At 66.7% G+C, this 18,471-nt stretch carries 15 protein-coding genes and 3 tRNA genes; 10 read left to right on the forward strand and 8 right to left on the reverse strand.

Annotated features, from left to right (window positions below; all coding sequences use genetic code 11):
* Positions 1-69: 69 nt before the first annotated feature.
* Positions 70-1,149, forward strand: a complete 1,080-nt coding sequence (gene rnd / locus C1924_RS13170; RefSeq protein WP_108765715.1) for a ribonuclease D — start codon at positions 70-72, stop codon at positions 1,147-1,149.
* A gap of 652 nt (positions 1,150-1,801) precedes the next feature.
* Here rnd and C1924_RS13175 read toward each other — a convergent pair.
* From C1924_RS13175 to C1924_RS13185, 3 genes are all read right to left on the reverse strand, one after another.
* Entirely contained in the window at positions 1,802-4,129 is a 2,328-nt protein-coding gene (locus tag C1924_RS13175; protein WP_108765716.1) for a TonB-dependent receptor, read from the reverse strand.
* Positions 4,130-4,318: 189 nt separating this feature from the next.
* Positions 4,319-6,874 carry a Cache 3/Cache 2 fusion domain-containing protein gene (locus C1924_RS13180; RefSeq protein ID WP_108765717.1) on the reverse strand — a complete coding sequence of 852 codons (2,556 nt, stop codon included), beginning with the start codon at positions 6,872-6,874 and terminating at the stop codon, positions 4,319-4,321.
* A gap of 120 nt (positions 6,875-6,994) precedes the next feature.
* A complete protein-coding gene (locus C1924_RS13185) occupies positions 6,995-7,294 on the reverse strand; it encodes a Rho-binding antiterminator (RefSeq protein ID WP_108765718.1) in 300 nt (99 codons plus the stop codon).
* A gap of 95 nt (positions 7,295-7,389) precedes the next feature.
* On the opposite strand from C1924_RS13185, the gene C1924_RS13190 reads away from it, so the two are divergent.
* Positions 7,390-7,465, forward strand: a tRNA-Ala gene (locus C1924_RS13190).
* Positions 7,466-7,588: 123 nt separating this feature from the next.
* Here the strand turns inward: C1924_RS13190 and C1924_RS20420 are convergent.
* The gene (locus C1924_RS20420) at positions 7,589-7,765 is read right to left on the reverse strand and encodes a hypothetical protein (RefSeq protein WP_174208962.1); all 177 of its coding nucleotides are present in this window, start codon (positions 7,763-7,765) and stop codon (positions 7,589-7,591) included.
* A 110-nt stretch (positions 7,766-7,875) separates the two neighbouring features.
* Entirely contained in the window at positions 7,876-8,637 is a 762-nt protein-coding gene (locus C1924_RS13195; RefSeq protein WP_108765719.1) for a hypothetical protein, read from the reverse strand.
* A 126-nt stretch (positions 8,638-8,763) separates the two neighbouring features.
* Here C1924_RS13195 and C1924_RS13200 point away from each other — a divergent pair, with 126 nt between their 5' ends.
* The 8 genes from C1924_RS13200 to dxs all read left to right on the forward strand — a co-directional run bounded on the left by C1924_RS13200 (position 8,764) and on the right by dxs (position 16,467).
* Positions 8,764-9,228 (forward strand): hypothetical protein, encoded by a 465-nt coding sequence (locus tag C1924_RS13200; protein WP_108765720.1) that lies wholly within the window; start codon positions 8,764-8,766, stop codon positions 9,226-9,228.
* A 221-nt stretch (positions 9,229-9,449) separates the two neighbouring features.
* Positions 9,450-9,525 (forward strand) — tRNA-Phe (locus C1924_RS13205).
* Between the two features lie 72 nt (positions 9,526-9,597).
* A tRNA-Phe gene (locus C1924_RS13210) sits at positions 9,598-9,673 on the forward strand.
* Positions 9,674-9,808: 135 nt separating this feature from the next.
* A complete protein-coding gene (locus C1924_RS13215; protein WP_108767059.1) occupies positions 9,809-10,375 on the forward strand; it encodes a lipocalin family protein in 567 nt (188 codons plus the stop codon).
* Positions 10,376-10,551: 176 nt separating this feature from the next.
* The gene (locus C1924_RS13220) at positions 10,552-11,028 is read left to right on the forward strand and encodes an LEA type 2 family protein (protein WP_159094803.1); all 477 of its coding nucleotides are present in this window, start codon (positions 10,552-10,554) and stop codon (positions 11,026-11,028) included.
* 61 nt (positions 11,029-11,089) lie between these two features.
* A complete protein-coding gene (locus C1924_RS13225) occupies positions 11,090-12,880 on the forward strand; it encodes an acyl-CoA dehydrogenase C-terminal domain-containing protein (protein WP_108765722.1) in 1,791 nt (596 codons plus the stop codon).
* 908 nt (positions 12,881-13,788) lie between these two features.
* Positions 13,789-14,454 carry an HNH endonuclease gene (locus C1924_RS13230; RefSeq protein ID WP_108765723.1) on the forward strand — a complete coding sequence of 222 codons (666 nt, stop codon included), beginning with the start codon at positions 13,789-13,791 and terminating at the stop codon, positions 14,452-14,454.
* A 105-nt stretch (positions 14,455-14,559) separates the two neighbouring features.
* Positions 14,560-16,467, forward strand: a complete 1,908-nt coding sequence (gene dxs, locus C1924_RS13235) for a 1-deoxy-D-xylulose-5-phosphate synthase (protein WP_108765724.1) — start codon at positions 14,560-14,562, stop codon at positions 16,465-16,467.
* A 75-nt stretch (positions 16,468-16,542) separates the two neighbouring features.
* On the opposite strand, the gene C1924_RS13240 is transcribed toward dxs, so the two are convergent.
* The 3 genes from C1924_RS13240 to C1924_RS13250 form a co-directional block, all read right to left on the reverse strand.
* Positions 16,543-16,746, reverse strand: a complete 204-nt coding sequence (locus tag C1924_RS13240; RefSeq protein WP_108765725.1) for a hypothetical protein — start codon at positions 16,744-16,746, stop codon at positions 16,543-16,545.
* Between the two features lie 138 nt (positions 16,747-16,884).
* A complete protein-coding gene (locus C1924_RS13245; protein ID WP_254051280.1) occupies positions 16,885-17,382 on the reverse strand; it encodes a DUF3011 domain-containing protein in 498 nt (165 codons plus the stop codon).
* 168 nt (positions 17,383-17,550) lie between these two features.
* Positions 17,551-18,210 (reverse strand): response regulator transcription factor, encoded by a 660-nt coding sequence (locus C1924_RS13250; protein ID WP_108765726.1) that lies wholly within the window; start codon positions 18,208-18,210, stop codon positions 17,551-17,553.
* Positions 18,211-18,471 lie beyond the last annotated feature (261 nt).

Below are 18,471 nucleotides of genomic sequence, written 5' to 3' on the forward strand. Positions count from 1 at the left end.
ACACGGACGCGGACCGACGTTAGGCTATTCTCCCCTGCCTGAGCAAACCCGAGTAGTAGGCCCTGACCCGTGGCAACCTGGATCACCACCCCCGCCGAGCTGGACACGTACCGCCAGCAGCGCCCGAGCCGCATCGGCCTGGACACCGAATTCATCCGTGAACGCACCTTCTGGCCGCAGCTTGCGCTGGTGCAGATGGCCGTGGGCGATGACATCCTGCTGATCGACCCGCTGATTCCCGGCATGCCCGAAGCACTTGCGCCGTGGCTGGCCGACGAATCCATCACCAAGGTGATGCACAGCGCCAGCGAGGATCTGGTGGCGTTCAAGTGGACCTGCGGCGTGTTGCCGCGACCGCTGTTCGATACCCAGATCGGCGCGGCCCTGGCCGGCATCGGTGCCGGCATGGGCTACCAGAAGCTGGTGCAGGAAATCACCGGCGTCGCCCTTGCCAAGGGCGAGACCCGATCGGACTGGATGCGCCGGCCGCTGTCGGATTCGCAGTTGCAGTACGCCGCTGACGACGTCGAACACCTGTTCGCGCTGCATGACGCGATCGACGGCAAACTGCAAGCGTTGGGCCGCCAGCAATGGCTGCACGACGATGGCGAGCGCCTGCTGGCCAGCGTGGCCAACGATGAAGACCGCTGGCCGCACCTGGGCATGCGTTCGGCGCAGTTCCTCGACGCGCCGGCCCAGCACCGCCTGCTGCGCCTGCTGCGCTGGCGTGACGCGCAGGCACGCAGCAGCGACCGCCCGCGCAGCTGGATCCTGGACAACGAACTGGCCGCCACCCTGGCGCGCACGCCTCCCGCCGATGCAGCCGCGCTGGCCAAGCTGTTCGAGCAGTTCCCGAAGGCGCCGCGCAAGCTGGCCGGTGCGGTCTGGCAGGCCCTGTCCACGCCGCTGGACGGCGAAGCCGATGCCCCCCTGGCCATGCAGGCCAGCGACAGCGGCAAGAAGACGATCAAGGCGCTGCAGGACGCCGTGGCCGAGCGCAGCCGCGAGCTCGGCCTGGCCGATGGCGTGCTGGCCTCGCGCAAGCACCTGGAAAGCTACCTGGAACGCCGCCAGTGGCCGGCCGCCCTGGCCGGCTGGCGCCAGCAGGAGCTGGAAGCCCGCCTGCAGCCGCTGCTGCCGCCGCGTTGAGGCGGTCCGCACCGCAGCCCCGGCTGGGTGCGTCGGCTGGGTGGAGCCGACTGGGTAGAGTCGACTGTCAGTCGACTATCGCGCGCAGCGCGGGCGGTTCGACCGCATCGCCAAAAGCAGTCGACTCACAGTCGACTCTACCGGGTGGCGGCCATCCCCAGCGCACGTCGGCTGGGTGGAGCCGACTGGGTAGAGTCGACTGTCAGTCGACTATCGCGCGCAGCGCGGGCTGTTCGACCGCATCGCCAAAAGCAGTCGACTCACAGTCGACTCTACCGGGTGGCGGCCATCCCCAGCGCACGTCGGCTGGGTGGAGCCGACTGGGTAGAGTCGACTGTCAGTCGACTATCGCGCGCAGCGCGGGCTGTTCGACCGCATCGCCAAAAGCAGTCGACTCACAGTCGACTCTACCGGGTGGCGGCCATCCCCAGCGCACGTCGGCTGGGTGGAGCCGACTGGGTAGAGTCGACTGTCAGTCGACTATCGCGCGCAGCGCGGGCTGTTCGACCGCATCACCAAAAGCAGTCGACTGGCAGTCGACTCTACCGGGTCGCGGTCGCCCGCATGGCAACCCGGCAGGGTAACGTCGGCTGCAGAAACGACAACGCCCCGCAGGTGCGGGGCGTTGCCGGTCGCTGCAGGGAGCCAGCGCTTACCAGTTCATGTTCAGCGAAACACCCACGGTGCGCGGCTCGTTGTAGACCGCGGCCATGTAGTTCTCGATCACGCCCTTGAGGTTCTTCTCGTTGGTGATGTTGCGCGCGAACAGGGCAACTTCGTAGGCACCATAGTTGCCGGAATAGCCCAGCTTCAGGCCACCCTCGAAGTCGCCCTTGGAGTTGAACTCCTTGCTGTCGTACAGGACGAAGCTGGTGTAACCCTGCTTGTTCCAGTCGGTGGACACGAACATCGTGCCGGCATCGCTGACCGGGAAGTCATAACGCGCGGCCAGGTTGACGTTGTACTTCGGCGCGTTCGGCAGCGGGTTGCCGTCGATCTGGGCAAAGGTATTCGCACCGACCTTGATGGTCGGATCATTCACGGTGCACACCACCGCGCCGTTCAGCGCGCAGACCTGCGCGTACACGCGCTTGTCCTGGATCTCGCTGTGCAGCAGGCTGAGGCCGGCACTCAGGGTCAGGTTCGGGATCGGGCGCAGTTCCATGTCGGCTTCAAAGCCGTAGGCCTTGGCCTTGTCGGCGTTGAACAGCACGCCGTTGCCGTCCGAATCGTTGCCGTTGAGCTGGATGTCGTTGACCGTGTAGGTGAACGCGGTGGCATTCAGGCGCAGGCGGTTGTCCCACAGGCTGCTCTTCACGCCCGCTTCCCACGACACGATGGTTTCCGAATCCGCAGTGGTGAAATCGGCGTTGAACACTGCCGAACGACCCTGGATGGTCGGGCCACGGAAGCCGCGCGCCACCTTCGCATAGACGCTGACGTTCGGGTTGAACTGGTACATCGCGCTCAGGTCCCAGCTCGGGGTGGTGTCGGACATCTTCACGTCCGTACGGCCCTTGTAGGTGACCACGCCCGCAGCGGTGTCGGCAGTCTTCAGCAGACGGGTGTGCTTCTCGTCACGGGTCTGGCGCAGGCCGGCGGTGATGCTGAACTTGTCGGTGAAGGCGTAGCTGATCTGGCCGAAACCTGCCCACGAGGTGTTCTTGTTGCGCAGGCGCACCCAGTTGTTCGGGTTGCGGGCCGCGCCCTGCAGGAACCACGCGCGCTGGTAGAAATCGGTGGTATCGCTGCCGTTGAAATAGAACGCACCGGCCTGCCACTGCAGGGCATTGTCATCATGGCTGGCCAGGCGGAATTCCTGGGTCCACTGGTCCAGGTCGCGGATCTGGCCCATCGACTGGCCATAGCCGTTGGCCACGCCGTTGACCGGGTAGTTGGCTGCGGCACCGCCATCGGTGTCACCACGGCTGTAGCCGGAAGTGGTTTCGTAGGCAGTGATGGAGGTGAAATCGACCGCGCCGAAGTCATAGCGCGCCTTCACCGAGCCGCCGTAGGTCTTGTAGGCCTGCGGGTTGTTGTCAGCCTCGTCGTAGGCCACCTTGTCGCGCGGCACGTCGGTCTGGTTGGAGCCCTTGGTCAGCGCGTTGCGCAGGAACAGGGTGGAGGTGCCGTCGTAGTCACGGGCATGGGCCGAGGCCAGGATCGAGAACTGGTCGCTGGGCTTGAGCAGCAGCTGCGCGCGCACGTTGCGGTCGTCGAAGCCGCCCATCGCGTTCTTCTTCGGGCTGACCGTGCCATCGGCGCTGGGGCCGGTGTAGGTGTTGTCAACGTAATCGTCGCGGTGCTGGTACAGCGCCGACACGCGGAACGAAGCGATGTCGTTGATCGGGCCACCAAAGCCGCCATCCACCGAAACGCTGTTGTAGCTGGCGTAGCTGGCGCTGACGCGACCGGTGTACTCGTCGGTCGGCTTGAGGGTGTCGAACTTGACGATGCCGGCAGTGGTGTTGCGGCCGAACAGCGAGCCCTGCGGGCCGCGCAGCACTTCCACCTGGTCCACGTCATAGACCGGGTTGGACTTCAGCACCACGTGTTCCAGCACGACGTCGTCCTGGATGATGGAGACCGGCTGCGAAGCACCCAGATAGAAGTCGATGTTGCCCAGGCCGCGGATGTAGAAGCGCGGGAAGATGCGACCGGTGGTGGTTTCCGCATACAGGCTCGGCACGCGGCCGGACAGCGCCAGCAGGGTGTCGTCGCCGCCGGCGGTGAAGTCGCGCATGCGCTCGCCCTGCACCACGCCCACCGACACCGGCACTTCCTGCAGGTTCTGTTCGCGGTGCTCGGCGGTCACGGTGATCGTGTCCAGCGCGGTCGCGCTCGGCGCGTGGTCCTGCGCAGCGGCGCCGAAGCTGGCGGCCAGGGCCAGGCTGGCACAGGCCAGCGCCAGCGGGTGGCGGCGGAAAGAAACAACGGACGACATGCCCGACGAACGGCGGGAATCGGTATGGGAAGGCATCGAGAGCTCTGAGGAGGCATCCGAGCGGCCTGCGCGGGCCGGGCGGTAGATAAGGGGGGACGCTGCGCAAGCGCTCATTATCGCCCGAATTGTTACGATTTCGTTGCGCACCCCGTCGCAGTCAGCTTCCCGCCTGCTGCGGCAAAGTGGGCGGCGACGGCACGTGCCACCGCCGCCTACCCCGTTGGCTTACACCGTTGCCGCCAGCGGACGGCCCTCCAGCACGAATCGGCCGGCGGCATCCTGCAGCGCGTGCGCCTGGCTGCTCATCGCCCGCGCCGACGCCGAGGCTTCTTCCACCAGTGCGGCATTCTGCTGGGTCACACCGTCCATCTGCACGATGCTCTGGTTGACCAGCTCGATGCCGGCGGCCTGCTCCTGGCAGGCATGGGCAATCTCAGCCACCAGCCCGCCCAGCGATGTCACCGCGGCCACCACGTCCTCGATGGTGCGCCCGGCATCAGCAGCCAGCACGGTGCCTTCGGCGACCCGGGCCACCGAATCCTCGATCAACGCCTTGATCTCCGCAGCGGCCAGCGTCGATCGCTGCGCCAGCGCGCGCACTTCGCTGGCCACCACCGCGAACCCACGCCCCTCCTCACCGGCCCGTGCCGCTTCAACCGCCGCGTTCAAGGCAAGGATGTTGGTCTGGAAGGCAATACCGTCGATGACCGCGATGATCTCGGCGATGCGCCGCGAAGCCGTATCGATCAGGCCCATGGTGGACTGCATCTCCGCCATCGCCGCGCCACCGCGCCCGGCAACCTGTGCCGCCTCGCTCGCCAGGCGGTCGGCACGGCGCGCATGGTCGGCGTTCTGGCGCACGGCCGAGGTCATTTCCTCGATCGACGCGGCCGACTCTTCCAGGTTGGCGGCCTGCTGTTCGGTGCGGCGGGACAGATCATCATTGCCGGCGGCGATTTCCGCTGCCGCCAGGCTCACCGCGCCGGCAGCCTGCTGGATGCGGCCAACGATGCCGGTCAGCGCGCCCACCGTGGCATTGGCGTCCTCGCGCATGCGCGCGAACACCCCCTGCGACTGTCCGTCGATGCGATGGCGCAGGTCACCTTCGGCCAGGTTGCGCAGCAGCCCCGAAAGCGCCAGCAGGTTGTCATCGGCGGTGCCCATCACGCTGTTCAGGCCCTGCACCATCTGCCGGAAATCATTGGCGAAGGCCAGTGCGTCGCCGCGCACGCTGAAATCGCCGGCGGCGGCAGCCGCGACCAGGCGCTTGATCTCGCCATTGATGCCCTGCAATTTCGATCGCACGCCATTGAGCGCCTCGGTGATCGCCCGCTGTTCCCCCGGCAGCACATCCATCCTCTGCTGCAGGTCGCCCTCGGCGTAGCGCTCGACCAGGGCGACCATGCGCTGCTGGGTCTGCAGGTGCGCGGCCACCAGCGAATTGGTGCCAGCCACCATCGCGCGGAACTCGCCCTCGAATGCCGCTTCGTCAATGCGGTGGCTGACCACGCCAGCCGCATGCTGTTCGCCCATGGCAGCTTGGGCCTGCAGGATGTCCCGCAGCTTGGCGCGCATCTGCTGCAGCGATCCCAGCACGCGCCCCACCTCATCATCCCGGCGCACCTCGATCTCACGATCCAGGCGCCCGCTGGCAACATCGCGCGCGACCTGTGCGGCCGCCGCCAGTGGACGCCCCAGCAGGCGACGCACCACCAGCACGATCAGAGTCACCACCGTTGCCAGTGCCAGCGCGGAAATCAACGCGATGCGCAGCATCAGGCCGTTCAGCACATCGCCCAGCACCGATTGCGGCTCAAGCCCGATCACCAGCCACTGCCAGGCACCGTAGCGCTGCGCCGAGGCGAACCACGCCTGTTCCGGACCGCCCGCGGCCGGACGCAGGTGCAGCCGTGCCTGCGTGCTGCTGCCGTCCAGCAGTGCCTGCAGCGCCGGCAGATCCCCGGCGGCCACCCGCTCCTGCAGCAGTCCGCCCTCGCCTTCGGTGGCGGCCAGCACGCGCCCGCGTTCGTTGCCGGTGCGGGTATCGACCACGATGAAGCGTCCCTCGCGGCCCAGCGTCGCCTCGCGCAGGCGCATCTTCAGCGCGGCCAGGCCCTGCGAATAGTCCTGGCCGACAAAGGCGATGCCGGCCACGCTGCCGTCTTCCGCCAGGATCGGCATGTAATGGGTCATGTAGTCGGTGCCGAACAGATGCGCCGGACCGGTGTAGCCCTGCCCGGCCAGCACCCGTGCATACGCGGGATTGCCGTGGTCAAGCACGGTACCCAGCACGCGCTCGCCCTGCGCATTGCGCAGCGACGTCGCCACACGCACGAAATCATCGCCATCGCGTACGAACACCGTGGCCACGCCATCGGTGGCGGCAGCGAAACGATCGACCTCGGTCGACCCCGGCCCGATGACCTCGCTGCCCAGGTGCAGGGCCAGCGTGCTGCGGCCGCCCACTTCGATGGGCGCGGCGCCGTCGGCCAGCGCCGGGCCCTGCGGCAGCATCGCCCGGAACGTGCCGGCGATGCGCTCGGTACTCTCACTCAGGCTGCGGTCGTACAGCTGCACCGAATCGCGCATCAGCACGGTGGCGGTGTCCAGGCCTCCGCTCACCCGCTGCTGGTAGCTGTCAGCCGTGTCGCGGTAGATCAGGATCGCCAGCGCGGCGAAGGCAACCGCCGTGATCGCGGCCATCAGCAGTGCAAGGCGCGTGGCAATGGTCAGCGAGCGTGGCGGCGAAGCGGAAACGCGGGAACCAGCAGGGGTCATCATGGAAAAACAGGTCCGTGGAAGGGAGGGCCCGAAAGCGCACCCTGTTAACGGCACCGTTCTGGTCCTCTTTACGCCCCTGCCCTAGCCGGATCCGGCTATTGACCACGCCAAGCCTTTGATTCAGCAAGGCTGTTCAGCTTTACCGGTCGCATCGACCGGCCCCAGCACCGTGCGCGTGCCCGCAACGCCATCAGCCCCGAGCGTTGTCACCGCATGCAGTTGATCCAGGCGGATGCGGTGTTCGCCGTCGGGCGCATCCAGCAGCAGGAATTCTTCCTTGTCCGCGGTGCTGATGGTGGTCCGCGCCCGCGCCACGAAGCGGCTGCCGTCACGCAGTTCGACCTGCAGCTGGGCACGATGCAGACAGGCGACTTCCAGCACATCGTGCAGGTCGCACTCCAGCGGGTGGTAGTCGGCCATATGGGGTTCCTCGGCGGTAATGGTGATCAGCCTGCCATGGGTCCCGGTCCGCCGCTTGGCAAGCCCGGAGTGCAGCGCTACACTGGCCCCGCCGTGGGGCCATAGCTCAGCTGGGAGAGCGCGTCGTTCGCAATGACGAGGTCAGGAGTTCGATCCTCCTTGGCTCCACCACCATTCAGTGCGGCAACGCACGACGGAAAGGCCGGAACTCCTGGAATGACAGGGCTTCCGGCCTTTTTCGTTGTGGGCCTGTAAGGCAGCGCGTCACCACGGATGGCTGTGCTGCCGCCACACTCACGCCGGATCCTGGCTCCCATCCTTGCGCTGCGGCCGGCGCGAATGCGCGTCATGCACCTGCTGGTCCTGCTGGCCGGGCCGCTGCTTGGCCACCTCATCCTGACGACGGTCCTGACGGCTTTCCTCGGCACCCTCGCGGGCCTGCTGCTGGTTGGAATTCTGCTTGTCGTTCATGGGCGCGCTCCAGCCGACAACAGGCCGGCCTGATCACCGCACGCTAGACATGCGGCGGTGATGCGCCGGTCAGGCCGCCGCGAGCGCCGCGTGCAGAAGCCACGGGTGGCTCAGGCCCGCACGCACTCGCGCACGGCGAACGGATGCCCGCACGCGCTGCAGGTGGAATGACCGAACGCAAGCTCCAGCAGCTGCTCGGCGCGGACGTCGCCGTCGTCACGCACCTGGTGCATCAGCCATTGCTCGGCCACGCCCACCGGTTCGCCCGGCAACAGCGCAGTCGTCGCCGACGGCGCGCCGAACACCGGATCCTCATGGCACACGTAGGGCGCTTCAACATCCAGTGTGCAGTAGAGATCGACCGAACAGGCCGCGCACGCCCCCACGATCTCCCCCTCGGCCAGCCGGTCCAGGTGCTGCGACCAGGCTTTCTCACCACTCAGGCCCAGCCAGGCCTGCCGCAACCAGCCGCGATCACCGTGGCCGTCCGTGGACAGCGGCACCGCCTCCCGGCCACGACCCTGCAGGCGCTTCTGCACCTTGCCGCGCAGCGCCTGGATGACATCGCCATGTGCCACCAGCCCCGGATCGCCGACCTCCGAACCGGCCACGATCGCACCGGCCAGCAGCAGCGCGTCATCGTGGTCGCTGCGCCCGGTCTGCCGCGCGATCGACAGCAGCACCGGCAGCGCCGCGTGGCTGGCCGAATACACCGTGCCCTGGTGGCACAGATGCGACCAGATGTCGTTCCAGTCCTGCAGGTGCTGCGGGTCCATCATCGACGCCAGCAGTGCGCCCGCTTCAGAGGCGTCGCCATAGGCCCCCTGCAGGGATCCCCAGTCGATGGCATGAACGTCGGCGGTCTTTGGCATGTCCTTCCCTGGTCGATGCAACAGGCGCCCAGCATGCCCCATCGGCGGACCGAAGGGACAGCGCGCTTGTGGCTGCAACCCTCGCGCGGCCACAATCGGCACATCACCGACGCACAAGGAAGCGCCATGAACCGCCCCGCCCTGCTGGCCTCTCTGCTGGTCCCACTGCTGCTCGGTACCGGCTGTGCCCACCGCGTGGCCACTGCGCCACCGCCGGTGCCCGGCTACATCGGCAGCATCGAAGCCGTGCGCGCCGCACAGGACGATCCGGCACGCGGCATTTCCGGCATCTTCGCCATGACCGTGCAGGCTGTCGGCAGCGACGATGGCCGCCTCTACCTCAACAGCGAGCGCGACTACCGGCACCCGCTGAACATCACCCTCAACATGGATGCGGCGCTTCGCCCGGAACTGGAAGCCGCGCTGGGCCTGAAGCTGGACCACCTGCAGAACCGTCGCCTGCTGGTGCGCGGCACCGCACGCCAGACGCGCATCGATTTCATCAACGGCAACGGCCAGCGCAGCGGCAAGTACTACTACCAGACCCAGATCAGCGTCAGCGACCCGCGCCAGATCCGTTTCGCGCCGTGAGGGCGCGGCGCCGATCATGGCCTGATACCGCTTGGACACGCCCGGCGAAATGCCGAAGGCCCCGCGCTGCCTGCTACGGGTGCCTGCAGAACACCGAGGATCAACCACTTGCGCACGCGCAGACGGCAATGTGAATGTTTTTTGCCAAAACGCTTGCCGAACGCTGCCGACCTCCGTAATATGCGCGTCCTCGGCAGCGACCTCGCTGCAACGAAACAAGTGGCCGAGTAGCTCAGTTGGTAGAGCAGGGGATTGAAAATCCCCGTGTCGGCGGTTCGATTCCGTCCTCGGCCACCATTTGCGAAGGCCTGCAGAAATGCAGGTCTTTTTTTTCCGGCCATCGCGTCCGCGCGGTTGGCCTGCCAAACTGGCCGAGTAGCTCAGTTGGTAGAGCAGGGGATTGAAAATCCCCGTGTCGGCGGTTCGATTCCGTCCTCGGCCACCAGTTTGAAGACCTGCAGAAATGCGGGTCTTTTTTTTTGCGCCGGCCGCGATGGATGCGCGTCCGGCCGCGGCGTTCACACCGCATCCGGGGCACTGGCCTACGCTCGAAGCCCTCGTCCGGAGCCTGCCCATGCCGATGCGCCTGCGCCCTGCCCTGCTGATCTCTCTGCTGCTGGCCTGCGCGCCAGCGCTCGCCACCGGACCCGTGCGCGCGGTCGACGCCCTGGACATCGATCGCTACGCCGGCCAGTGGCACGAAATCGCGCACCTGCCGGTCTCGTTCCAGAAGCAGTGCGTGGGCGATATCACCGCCAACTACGGGTTGCGCCGCGATGGCCGTATCAGCGTCACCAATGCCTGCCGCAAGCGCGATGGCGAACGGGTGGTGGCAGAGGGAGTGGCGCGCCCGGTGGAAGGCCAGCCCGGCCAGCTGCAGGTGCGCTTCGCACCCGACTGGCTGAGCTGGGTGCCGCTGGTCTGGGCCGACTACTGGGTGATCGCGCTGGACCCGGATTACCAGTGGGCGGTGGTCGGCGAACCGGACCGGAAATACCTGTGGATCCTCTCGCGCCTTCCGGACATGGACCGCAGCCTGTTCGAGCAACTCAAGGCCAAGGCCGAAGCAATGGGCTACGACCTCGCACCGCTGCGGGTGATGGCACCACTGCGCGATCCCGCGCCCGAGCCCGCGCCAGCCGACTGAGCCCCGCTCCGGCCGCCCTCCATGGCGCGCCCTTACACCCGCTGCCTGCCTGCGGGTCGCGTTCCTGCGCGTCACGCTCACGCGCTACCCTCTGCGACGGGTCGCCCGTGGCGATCCATTCAACCATACGCCGTAGTATGCTTATTCCACGCACCCCCTACACAGGACCTGCGCCCATGCTCCATCGTTTCCGTTTCGCCTTGATCGCTCTGTGCACCCTGGCCCTGGCTGCCTGCAGCGATGGCATCGTCAAGCGTGTTTCGGAACCGGCGGCCAGCCTGCAGCAGCTCACCGTGCGCGCCGACGGCAACTGGACCGTCGCCCTGCGCCTGCAGAACTACAGCTCGATGCCCATGACCTTCGACGACGTGTCACTCACCCTCACCGTGGGCGACATCGAAGCGGGCACCCTGCAGGCCAAGCCGGCCATTTCCATCGGCGGCACCTCGGCCGATGTCATCAACCTCGACCTGGTGCCCAGTTCCGGCGCGCGCCTGGTGGTGGCCGATGCGCTGGCCGGCAACCGCACCCTGGCCTATGGCCTGAAGGGCACCGTGGCCGCCACCCCGCAGGAGAAGAAGCAGCGCAGCTTCGATATCAGCGGGCGCAGCACCCTCAACCAGGCCCCGGGCCTGCCCGGCGTGCTGCGCTGACCCCCCTTTTCGTTGCGGCATTGCCTGCCGCGCCCTTTCTGTCCTGATCGAGACGTCACCGATGAGCAGCTACACCGCCCCGCTTTGCGACCTCCGTTTCGCCCTGCACGACGTGCTCAAGGTCGAACCGCTGTTCGCCCGCCTGGGCTTCACCGACGCCACCGCCGACGTGGTCGATGCCGTGCTGGAAGAAGCCGGCCGTTTCAGCGCCAGCGTGCTGGCCCCGCTCAACAGCGTGGGCGACGAGATCGGCTGCGTGCTCGACCAGGCCACCGGTGAAGTGACCACCCCGCCCGGCTTCAAGCAGGCCTACGACCAGTTCGTCGATGGCGGCTGGACCGGCCTGACCGCCGCGCCCGAACTGGGTGGCCAAGGCCTGCCGCACACCTTGGGCGTGCCGCTGAACGAAATGATCAACGCCGCCAACCTGGCCTGGGGCAACTTCCCGCTGCTGTCCCACGGCGCCATCGAAGCGTTGAAGCAGCACGGCGAGGCGTGGCAGCACGACGCCTTCCTCAAACCGCTCATCGAAGGCCGCTGGACCGGCACCATGTGCCTGACCGAACCGCATTGCGGCACCGACCTGGGCCTGCTGAAGACCAAGGCCGAACCGAACGCCGACGGCAGCTACGCGATCAGCGGCACCAAGATCTTCATCACCGCCGGCGAGCACGACCTGACCGGGAACATCGTGCACCTCGTGCTGGCCAAGCTGCCCGACGCCCCGCCCGGCGCCAAGGGCATCTCGCTGTTCGTCACCCCCAAGTTCAAGGTCGACCGTGATGGCAACGTCGGCGAGCGCAACGCACTGCGCTGCGGGTCGATCGAGCACAAGATGGGCATCAAGGGGTCGGTCACCTGCGTGATGAACTTCGATGGCGCCCAGGGCTATCTGGTCGGGCAACCGCACAAGGGCCTGCAGGCGATGTTCACCATGATGAACACCGCACGCCTGGGCGTCGGCCTGCAGGGCATCGGCCTGTCCGAGCGCGCCTACCAGAACGCGCTGAAGTACAGCCGCGAGCGCCTGCAGTCGCGCGCCCTGAGCGGTGCGAAGTTCCCGGACAAGCCGGCTGACCCGATTCTGGTGCACCCGGACGTGCGCCGCATGCTGCTGACCATCAAATCGCTGGTCGAAGGCAGCCGCCTGCTGGCCCTGCACGCGGCCACCCTGATCGACGTCGCACACAGCGCCGACGACGCCGCCGAGCGCGAACGTGCCGATACCCTGGTCAGCTTCCTGACCCCGATTTCCAAGGCCTGCCAGACCGAATGGGGCATTGAGAACACCTACAACGCCCTGCAGTGTTTCGGCGGCCACGGCTACATCCGCGAACACGGCATGGAGCAGCTCGCCCGCGACGCACGCATCACCACGCTGTATGAAGGCACCACCGGCATCCAGGCACTGGACCTGATCGGCCGCAAGACCGCCGCCAGCCAGGGCGCTGGCCTGAAGCTGATGCTGGCCGAGATCGAAGCCTTTGCCAGGGAACACGAGGGCAACGAGGCGCTGGCCGAGTTCATCGGCCCGCTGCGCGCCAAGGCCGCCGAATGGGGTGCGCTGACCATGGACGTGCTCAAGCGCGCCGCCACCAACCCGGACGAACTGGGTGCCGCCAGCTACGACTACCTGTTCTACTCGGGTTACGTCGTGCTGGCCTACTGGTGGGCCCGCAGCGTGGCCGCCGCCGACGCCAGCGCGCACGGCGCCGCCTTCGCCCAGGGCAAGCGCGAGACCGCCCGCTTCTACTTCGCCCGCGTCCTGCCGCGCACCCTGGCCCACGCCGCCGCCCTGCAGGCCGGCGCCGCCCCACTGATGGCCATGGACGACGAGCGCTTCGGCGCCTGAGCCCACGGGGTCGGATCCCTTTCCCAACGGGAAAGGGCTCTGACCCCAGCCTCGCCCCCGGTAGATCCACGCCATGCGTGGATAAGGGGTCAGAGCCCTTTCCTGCGGAAAGGGATCCGACCCCAGCCTCGACACCCCGGTAGATCCACGCCATGCGTGGATAAGGGGTCAGAGCCCTTTCCTGCGGAAAGGGATCCGACCCCAGCCTCGACACCCCGGTAGATCCACGCCATGCGTGGATAAGGGGTCAGAGCCCTTTCCTGCGGAAAGGGATCCGCCCCCAGCCTCGCCCCCGGTAGATCCACGCCATGCGTGGATAAGGGGTCAGAGCCCTTTCCTGCGGAAAGGGATCCGCCCCCAGCCTCGACACCCCGGTAGATCCACGCCATGCGTGGATAAGGGGTCAGAGCCCTTTCCTGCGGAAAGGGATCCGACCCCAGCCTCGACACCCCGGTAGATCCACGCCATGCGTGGATAAGGGGTCAGAGCCCTTTCCTGCGGAAAGGGATCCGCCCCCAGCGTCGACACCCCGGTAGATCCACGCCATGCGTGGATAAGGGGTCAGAGCCCTTTCCTGCGGAAAGGGATCCGCCCCAGCCTCGACACCCCGGTAGATCCACGCCATGCGTGGATAAGGGGTCAGAGCCCTTTCCTGCGGAAAGGGATCCGACCCCAGCCTCGACACCCCGGTAGATCCACGCCATGCGTGGATGAGGGTCAGAGCCCTTTCCTGCGGAAAGGGATCCGACCCCCGCCCTCCGTCTGGTGAAAAGCCCCCCTTTGTTAAGGGGGGCGCGCCAACGGCGCGGGGGATAGGAGGAATGCGCGGACCCGAATCATTGCGATTTGGATATCGCCCACCAGGCGATATCCAAATCGCAATGATTCGGGTATAAGCTGTTTTCCCGATGGAGACAGACACTACACGCTTGGGTCTGATCGAAGCCGGAGCCTCGATTTCTGCTCCGGGCGCCGCGTCATCGCCCACTGCCAGCCCGCTGCATCGCCCCGGCACCGTCCGCCTGCTCTCGCTTGACGCCCACGGACGCGTCCTGGATTGGATCACCTGGCAGGACGCAGCCTGTCTCTACGCCCGCAACGCGGTCTCCTGGACTTTGGGCGACCCCTGCCTGCACATCCACGGCGGCACCAACCGGCTCAGCGGCCTGCAGAGCGGCATGGACCTGCACCCGATCATCGCCGCCCGCGGCCACGCCCGCTCGCGCGCACCGGACCCTACGCCGAACCTGACCAACCCGGCCCTGTTCGCCCGCGATGCCCACCTCTGCCTCTACTGCGGCCAGCAGTTCAACCGCCCCACCCTCACCCGCGATCACGTCATGCCGCTGTCCAAGGGTGGCCTCGATTGCTGGGAAAACGTCGTCACTGCGTGCTTCCAGTGCAACTCGCGCAAGAGCAACCGCACCCCGCAACAGGCCAACATGCCCCTGCTGGCCATTCCCTACCGGCCCAGCTGGATCGAACATCTGATCCTCTCCAACCGCAACATCCTGGCCGACCAGATGGCGTTCCTGAAGGCACAACTGCCGAAGCGATCCAAGCTCAGCACCTGAACACGGCCACCGGCAACCCTCACCGTCCTGTCACGGGCGGCGGCGTTTGCTTGCCCCACCCCCGATTGAGGGCGAAAATGGTCGTTCAGAACAAGTGCGAACACGATGATCGACTCTGCCCGCTATCCCCGCCTCGCGCGCATCCAGACGCCCGATGACCTGCGTACGTTCGACGAATCCGAAATGCGCGCGGTCGCCGATGAGCTGCGCGCCTACCTGATCGAATCGGTGGGCAAGAGCGGTGGCCATTTCGCCGCCGGCCTGGGCGTGATCGAACTCACCGTGGCCCTGCACTACCTCTACCAGACCCCGCACGACCAGCTGGTCTGGGACGTCGGCCACCAGACCTACCCGCACAAGATCCTCACCGGCCGCCGCGACGAGATCCATACCGTCAAGCAGAAGGATGGCGTTGCGCCGTTCCCCAAGCGCGAGGAAAGCGAGTACGACACCTTCGGCGTCGGTCATTCCTCCACGTCGATCTCGGCTGCGCTGGGCATGGCCATCGCCCGCCAGTCGCAGGGCGATGACCGCAGGGTCGTGGCCGTCATCGGTGACGGCGCGATGACCGCCGGCATGGCCTTCGAGGCCCTGATGCATGCCGGCGGCATGGACCCGGAGCCGAACCTGCTGGTCATCCTCAACGACAACAACATGTCGATCTCCGAGGCCGTCGGCGGGTTGACCAAGATGCTCGGCCGCGCCACCGGCAGCCGCACGCTCAACGCGCTGCGCGAGGGTGGCAAGAAGATCCTCGGCGACAAGAAGAACAACCCCGCCCGCTTCGTCAAGCGCTGGGAAGAGCACTGGAAGGGCATGTTCGTGCCGTCCACGATGTTCGAGGAAATGGGCTTCCACTACACCGGCCCCATCGACGGCCACGACATGCCGGCCCTGCTGTCCACGCTGAAGACGCTGCGCGCCTCCAAGGGCCCGAAGCTGCTGCACGTGATGACCACCAAGGGCAAGGGTTATGAGCCGGCCGAAGGCGACCAGATCGGTTACCACGCGGTCGGCCCGTTCGATCCGGACAAGGGCCTGGTGGCCAAGACCGGCGCCAAGAAGCCGACCTACACCGATGTGTTCAGCGACTGGCTGTGCGATGCCGCCGCCGCCGAGCCACGCCTGTACGGCATCACCCCGGCGATGCGCGAAGGCTCCGGTCTGGTGCGCTTCAGCAAGGAATACCCGCAGCGCTATTTCGACGTGGCCATCGCCGAGCAGCACGCCGTCACGCTGGCCGCCGGCATGGCGACCCAGGGCGGCAAGCCCGTGGTGGCGATCTACTCCACCTTCCTGCAGCGCGCGTACGACCAGCTGGTACACGACGTGGCCATCCAGAACCTGGATGTGCTGTTTGCGATCGACCGCGCTGGCGTGGTCGGTCCGGACGGCGCGACCCACGCCGGCAACCTGGACCTGAGCTTCCTGCGCTGCGTGCCGAACATGGTGGTGATGGCCCCGGCCAACGAAGCCGAATGCCGGCAGATGCTCAGCACCGGCCTGCAGCACCCGGGCCCGGCCGCCGTGCGCTACCCGCGTGGCAGCGGCACCGGCGTGGATGCCGGCAGCGACCTGTCCACCCTGCCGATCGGCAAGGGCGAGCTGCGCGTGCAGGGCCACGGCGTTGCGCTGCTGGCCTTCGGCAGCTGCGTGGCCGCTGCAGAACAGGTCGGCCGCGAGCTGGGCCTGAGCGTGGTCAACATGCGCTTCATCAAGCCGCTGGACCGCGAACTGGTGCTGGCCCTGGCCAACAGCCACGACGGGCTGGTGACGATCGAGGACAACGTGGTTGCCGGCGGCGCGGGTTCGGCCGTGGCCGAGCTGCTGAATGCTGAAGGGGTGCTGCGCCCGATCTTGCACCTGGGCCTGCCTGACACGTTCCAGCACCACGCCAGCCGCGAAGATCTGCTGGCTGAAGCCGGTATCGATGCCGCCGGCATCCGTGCGGCCGTGCTCAAGCGCTGGCCGACCCTGGCCAGCGGCAAGCCGCCGCTGAGCGCTGCCAGCTGAGTAGATCCACGCCATGCGTGGATGGATCCATGTGTGCGGACCTACGGCCCGCACCCACCAGACCGGCGGTTGCGCTTACCCGTAACTGACCGCTTCCACGAACGCGCCGCTGGATTCCACGCGCACGGCGGCACGCTGCCCGGTATCGGTGAAATGGAGGCGGGCCAGGGTTTCAGCGAAATCGAAGGCGCGGACACCGTCGCGGAACTCGATCGGTTCCGGCTTGTCCGGGTGCAGCACGCGCCACTGGCGCTGCTCACATTGCAGACGGATCAACATGCGTTGCTCACTCCTTGAACAGCGTATCGATGACGGTGGGCACACCGGGAGGCGCACTGCCCCCGGCTGCCGACGATACGAGGAATGAACTGTGATCACCATCAGATTAATCTGAATCTGAAGGTCGACGTGGCCAGGTCAGTTGATCTGGAACTGCGCCCGGCAGCCATCGCTCACCCACACCCCCCGGCGGTCCCAGCCCCAGGTCCGGCCCTCGACACACGGGCTGCGCGACTCCTGCCGCACCAGCCGCACGTTGCGGCGGACGCGCGCATCGCAGTACTTCTGCCGGCGATCATTGGAATGGCAGGCGATCACCTGGCCACCATTGCCACCCCAGCCGCCACCGTGGCCCCAGCCACCGCCGCGGGACTCACCCACGAACTCGGCGCGGCAGCCCTGGGTCACCCACACCCCGGAGCGCGACTGGCCCCACGTGCGCCCCTCGATGCACGGCGAACCGGACAGCTGGCGGATCAGGCGGGCACGCCCATCCAACCGGCACTCGTTGCTGCGGTTCTTCACCGATTCGCAGCGCACGATCCCACCGCCGCGATTGTCGTAGCCATCGTCATACCCGTAACGCTGCGCGTGCGCGCTGCCCGCCACTGCCAGCAGCGGCAGCACCATGCACATGACGGCCGACCAGCCGGATCCCTTGCCCACTCCACACCTCCACGCGAATGCTCTGTGGCGCAAGCATCCGGCATTCATCGCCGGCCGCAAAGTACATCGGGCCACAGTGCTGGCCCTTCGTTCAAGCATCCCACTGCCAGCTGACCGTCGACCGCAGCGATGTGACCATCAGTCCTTGCCACCGCCCATCGGTTGCGCTCCACCCAGGTTGTGCTCGAACACATAGGCAAACAGCTCCGCATCGTTGGTGAACCCGAGCTTGCGCATGGCCGAAATGCGCTGCCTGCTGATGGTGCTGACCGTGCGTCGCAACTGGCCGGCGATGGTGGTGATCGAATGGCCGGCGGCGTAAAGCCGCAGCACCTCCAGTTCCTTCGGCGAGAGCACCGACAGTGACCGCACGCGGTTCAGGTCCTGCAGGCAGTACGCCAGCTCAGGATCGACATAGCTGCGCCCACTCAGCACGGTATCGACCGCGTCACGCACGTTGTCGACGCCGCTGCCCTTGTCGACCAGGCCACGTACGCCATCGCGCAATGCCATGTTGAGCGATGCCGCGTTGGTGGTGACCGTCGCGAGGATCACCGGCACATCGGGGTGATTGCGACGCAGCGCCTTCAACATCGCATGCCCGTCGGGACGGCCACCGGCCGGCATCGAGAAATCGGTGACCACCAGATCCACCGGGATATCCGCCAGCGTCGCCAGCAGCCCCTCGGCATCGTTGGCCTGCGCCACCACGCGATGTCGACCGTTGGATTCGATTGCATGGCGAACGCCCAGCAATACCAGCGGGTGATCGTCTGCGATGACGATTCGGGTGTGCATGAAAGAACCTGTGCGGTGTCACGCGGTAGTGCGTCCGCAAGAAACTAGTGATGCTTTCCGGCAGCGTCAACTTAACAATCGCCCACATCGGCAGATAACGTCGATTAACCTGACTTAACCTCTGCATTTACGATTTTTCGCAGCACTGCAAACATTATGAAAACACGTGCGACAGCGCGTCTTTCCCATTATTGGCATGGAGCTGCATCGCGAAAGCCGCTTACATAGCGATCTCCCGCAACGCGTTGCACCGAGTTCCGC

Origin of the sequence: Stenotrophomonas sp. ESTM1D_MKCIP4_1 (assembly GCF_003086895.1) — a bacterium.
In the GTDB taxonomy this organism is placed as follows: Bacteria; Pseudomonadota; Gammaproteobacteria; order Xanthomonadales; family Xanthomonadaceae; genus Stenotrophomonas.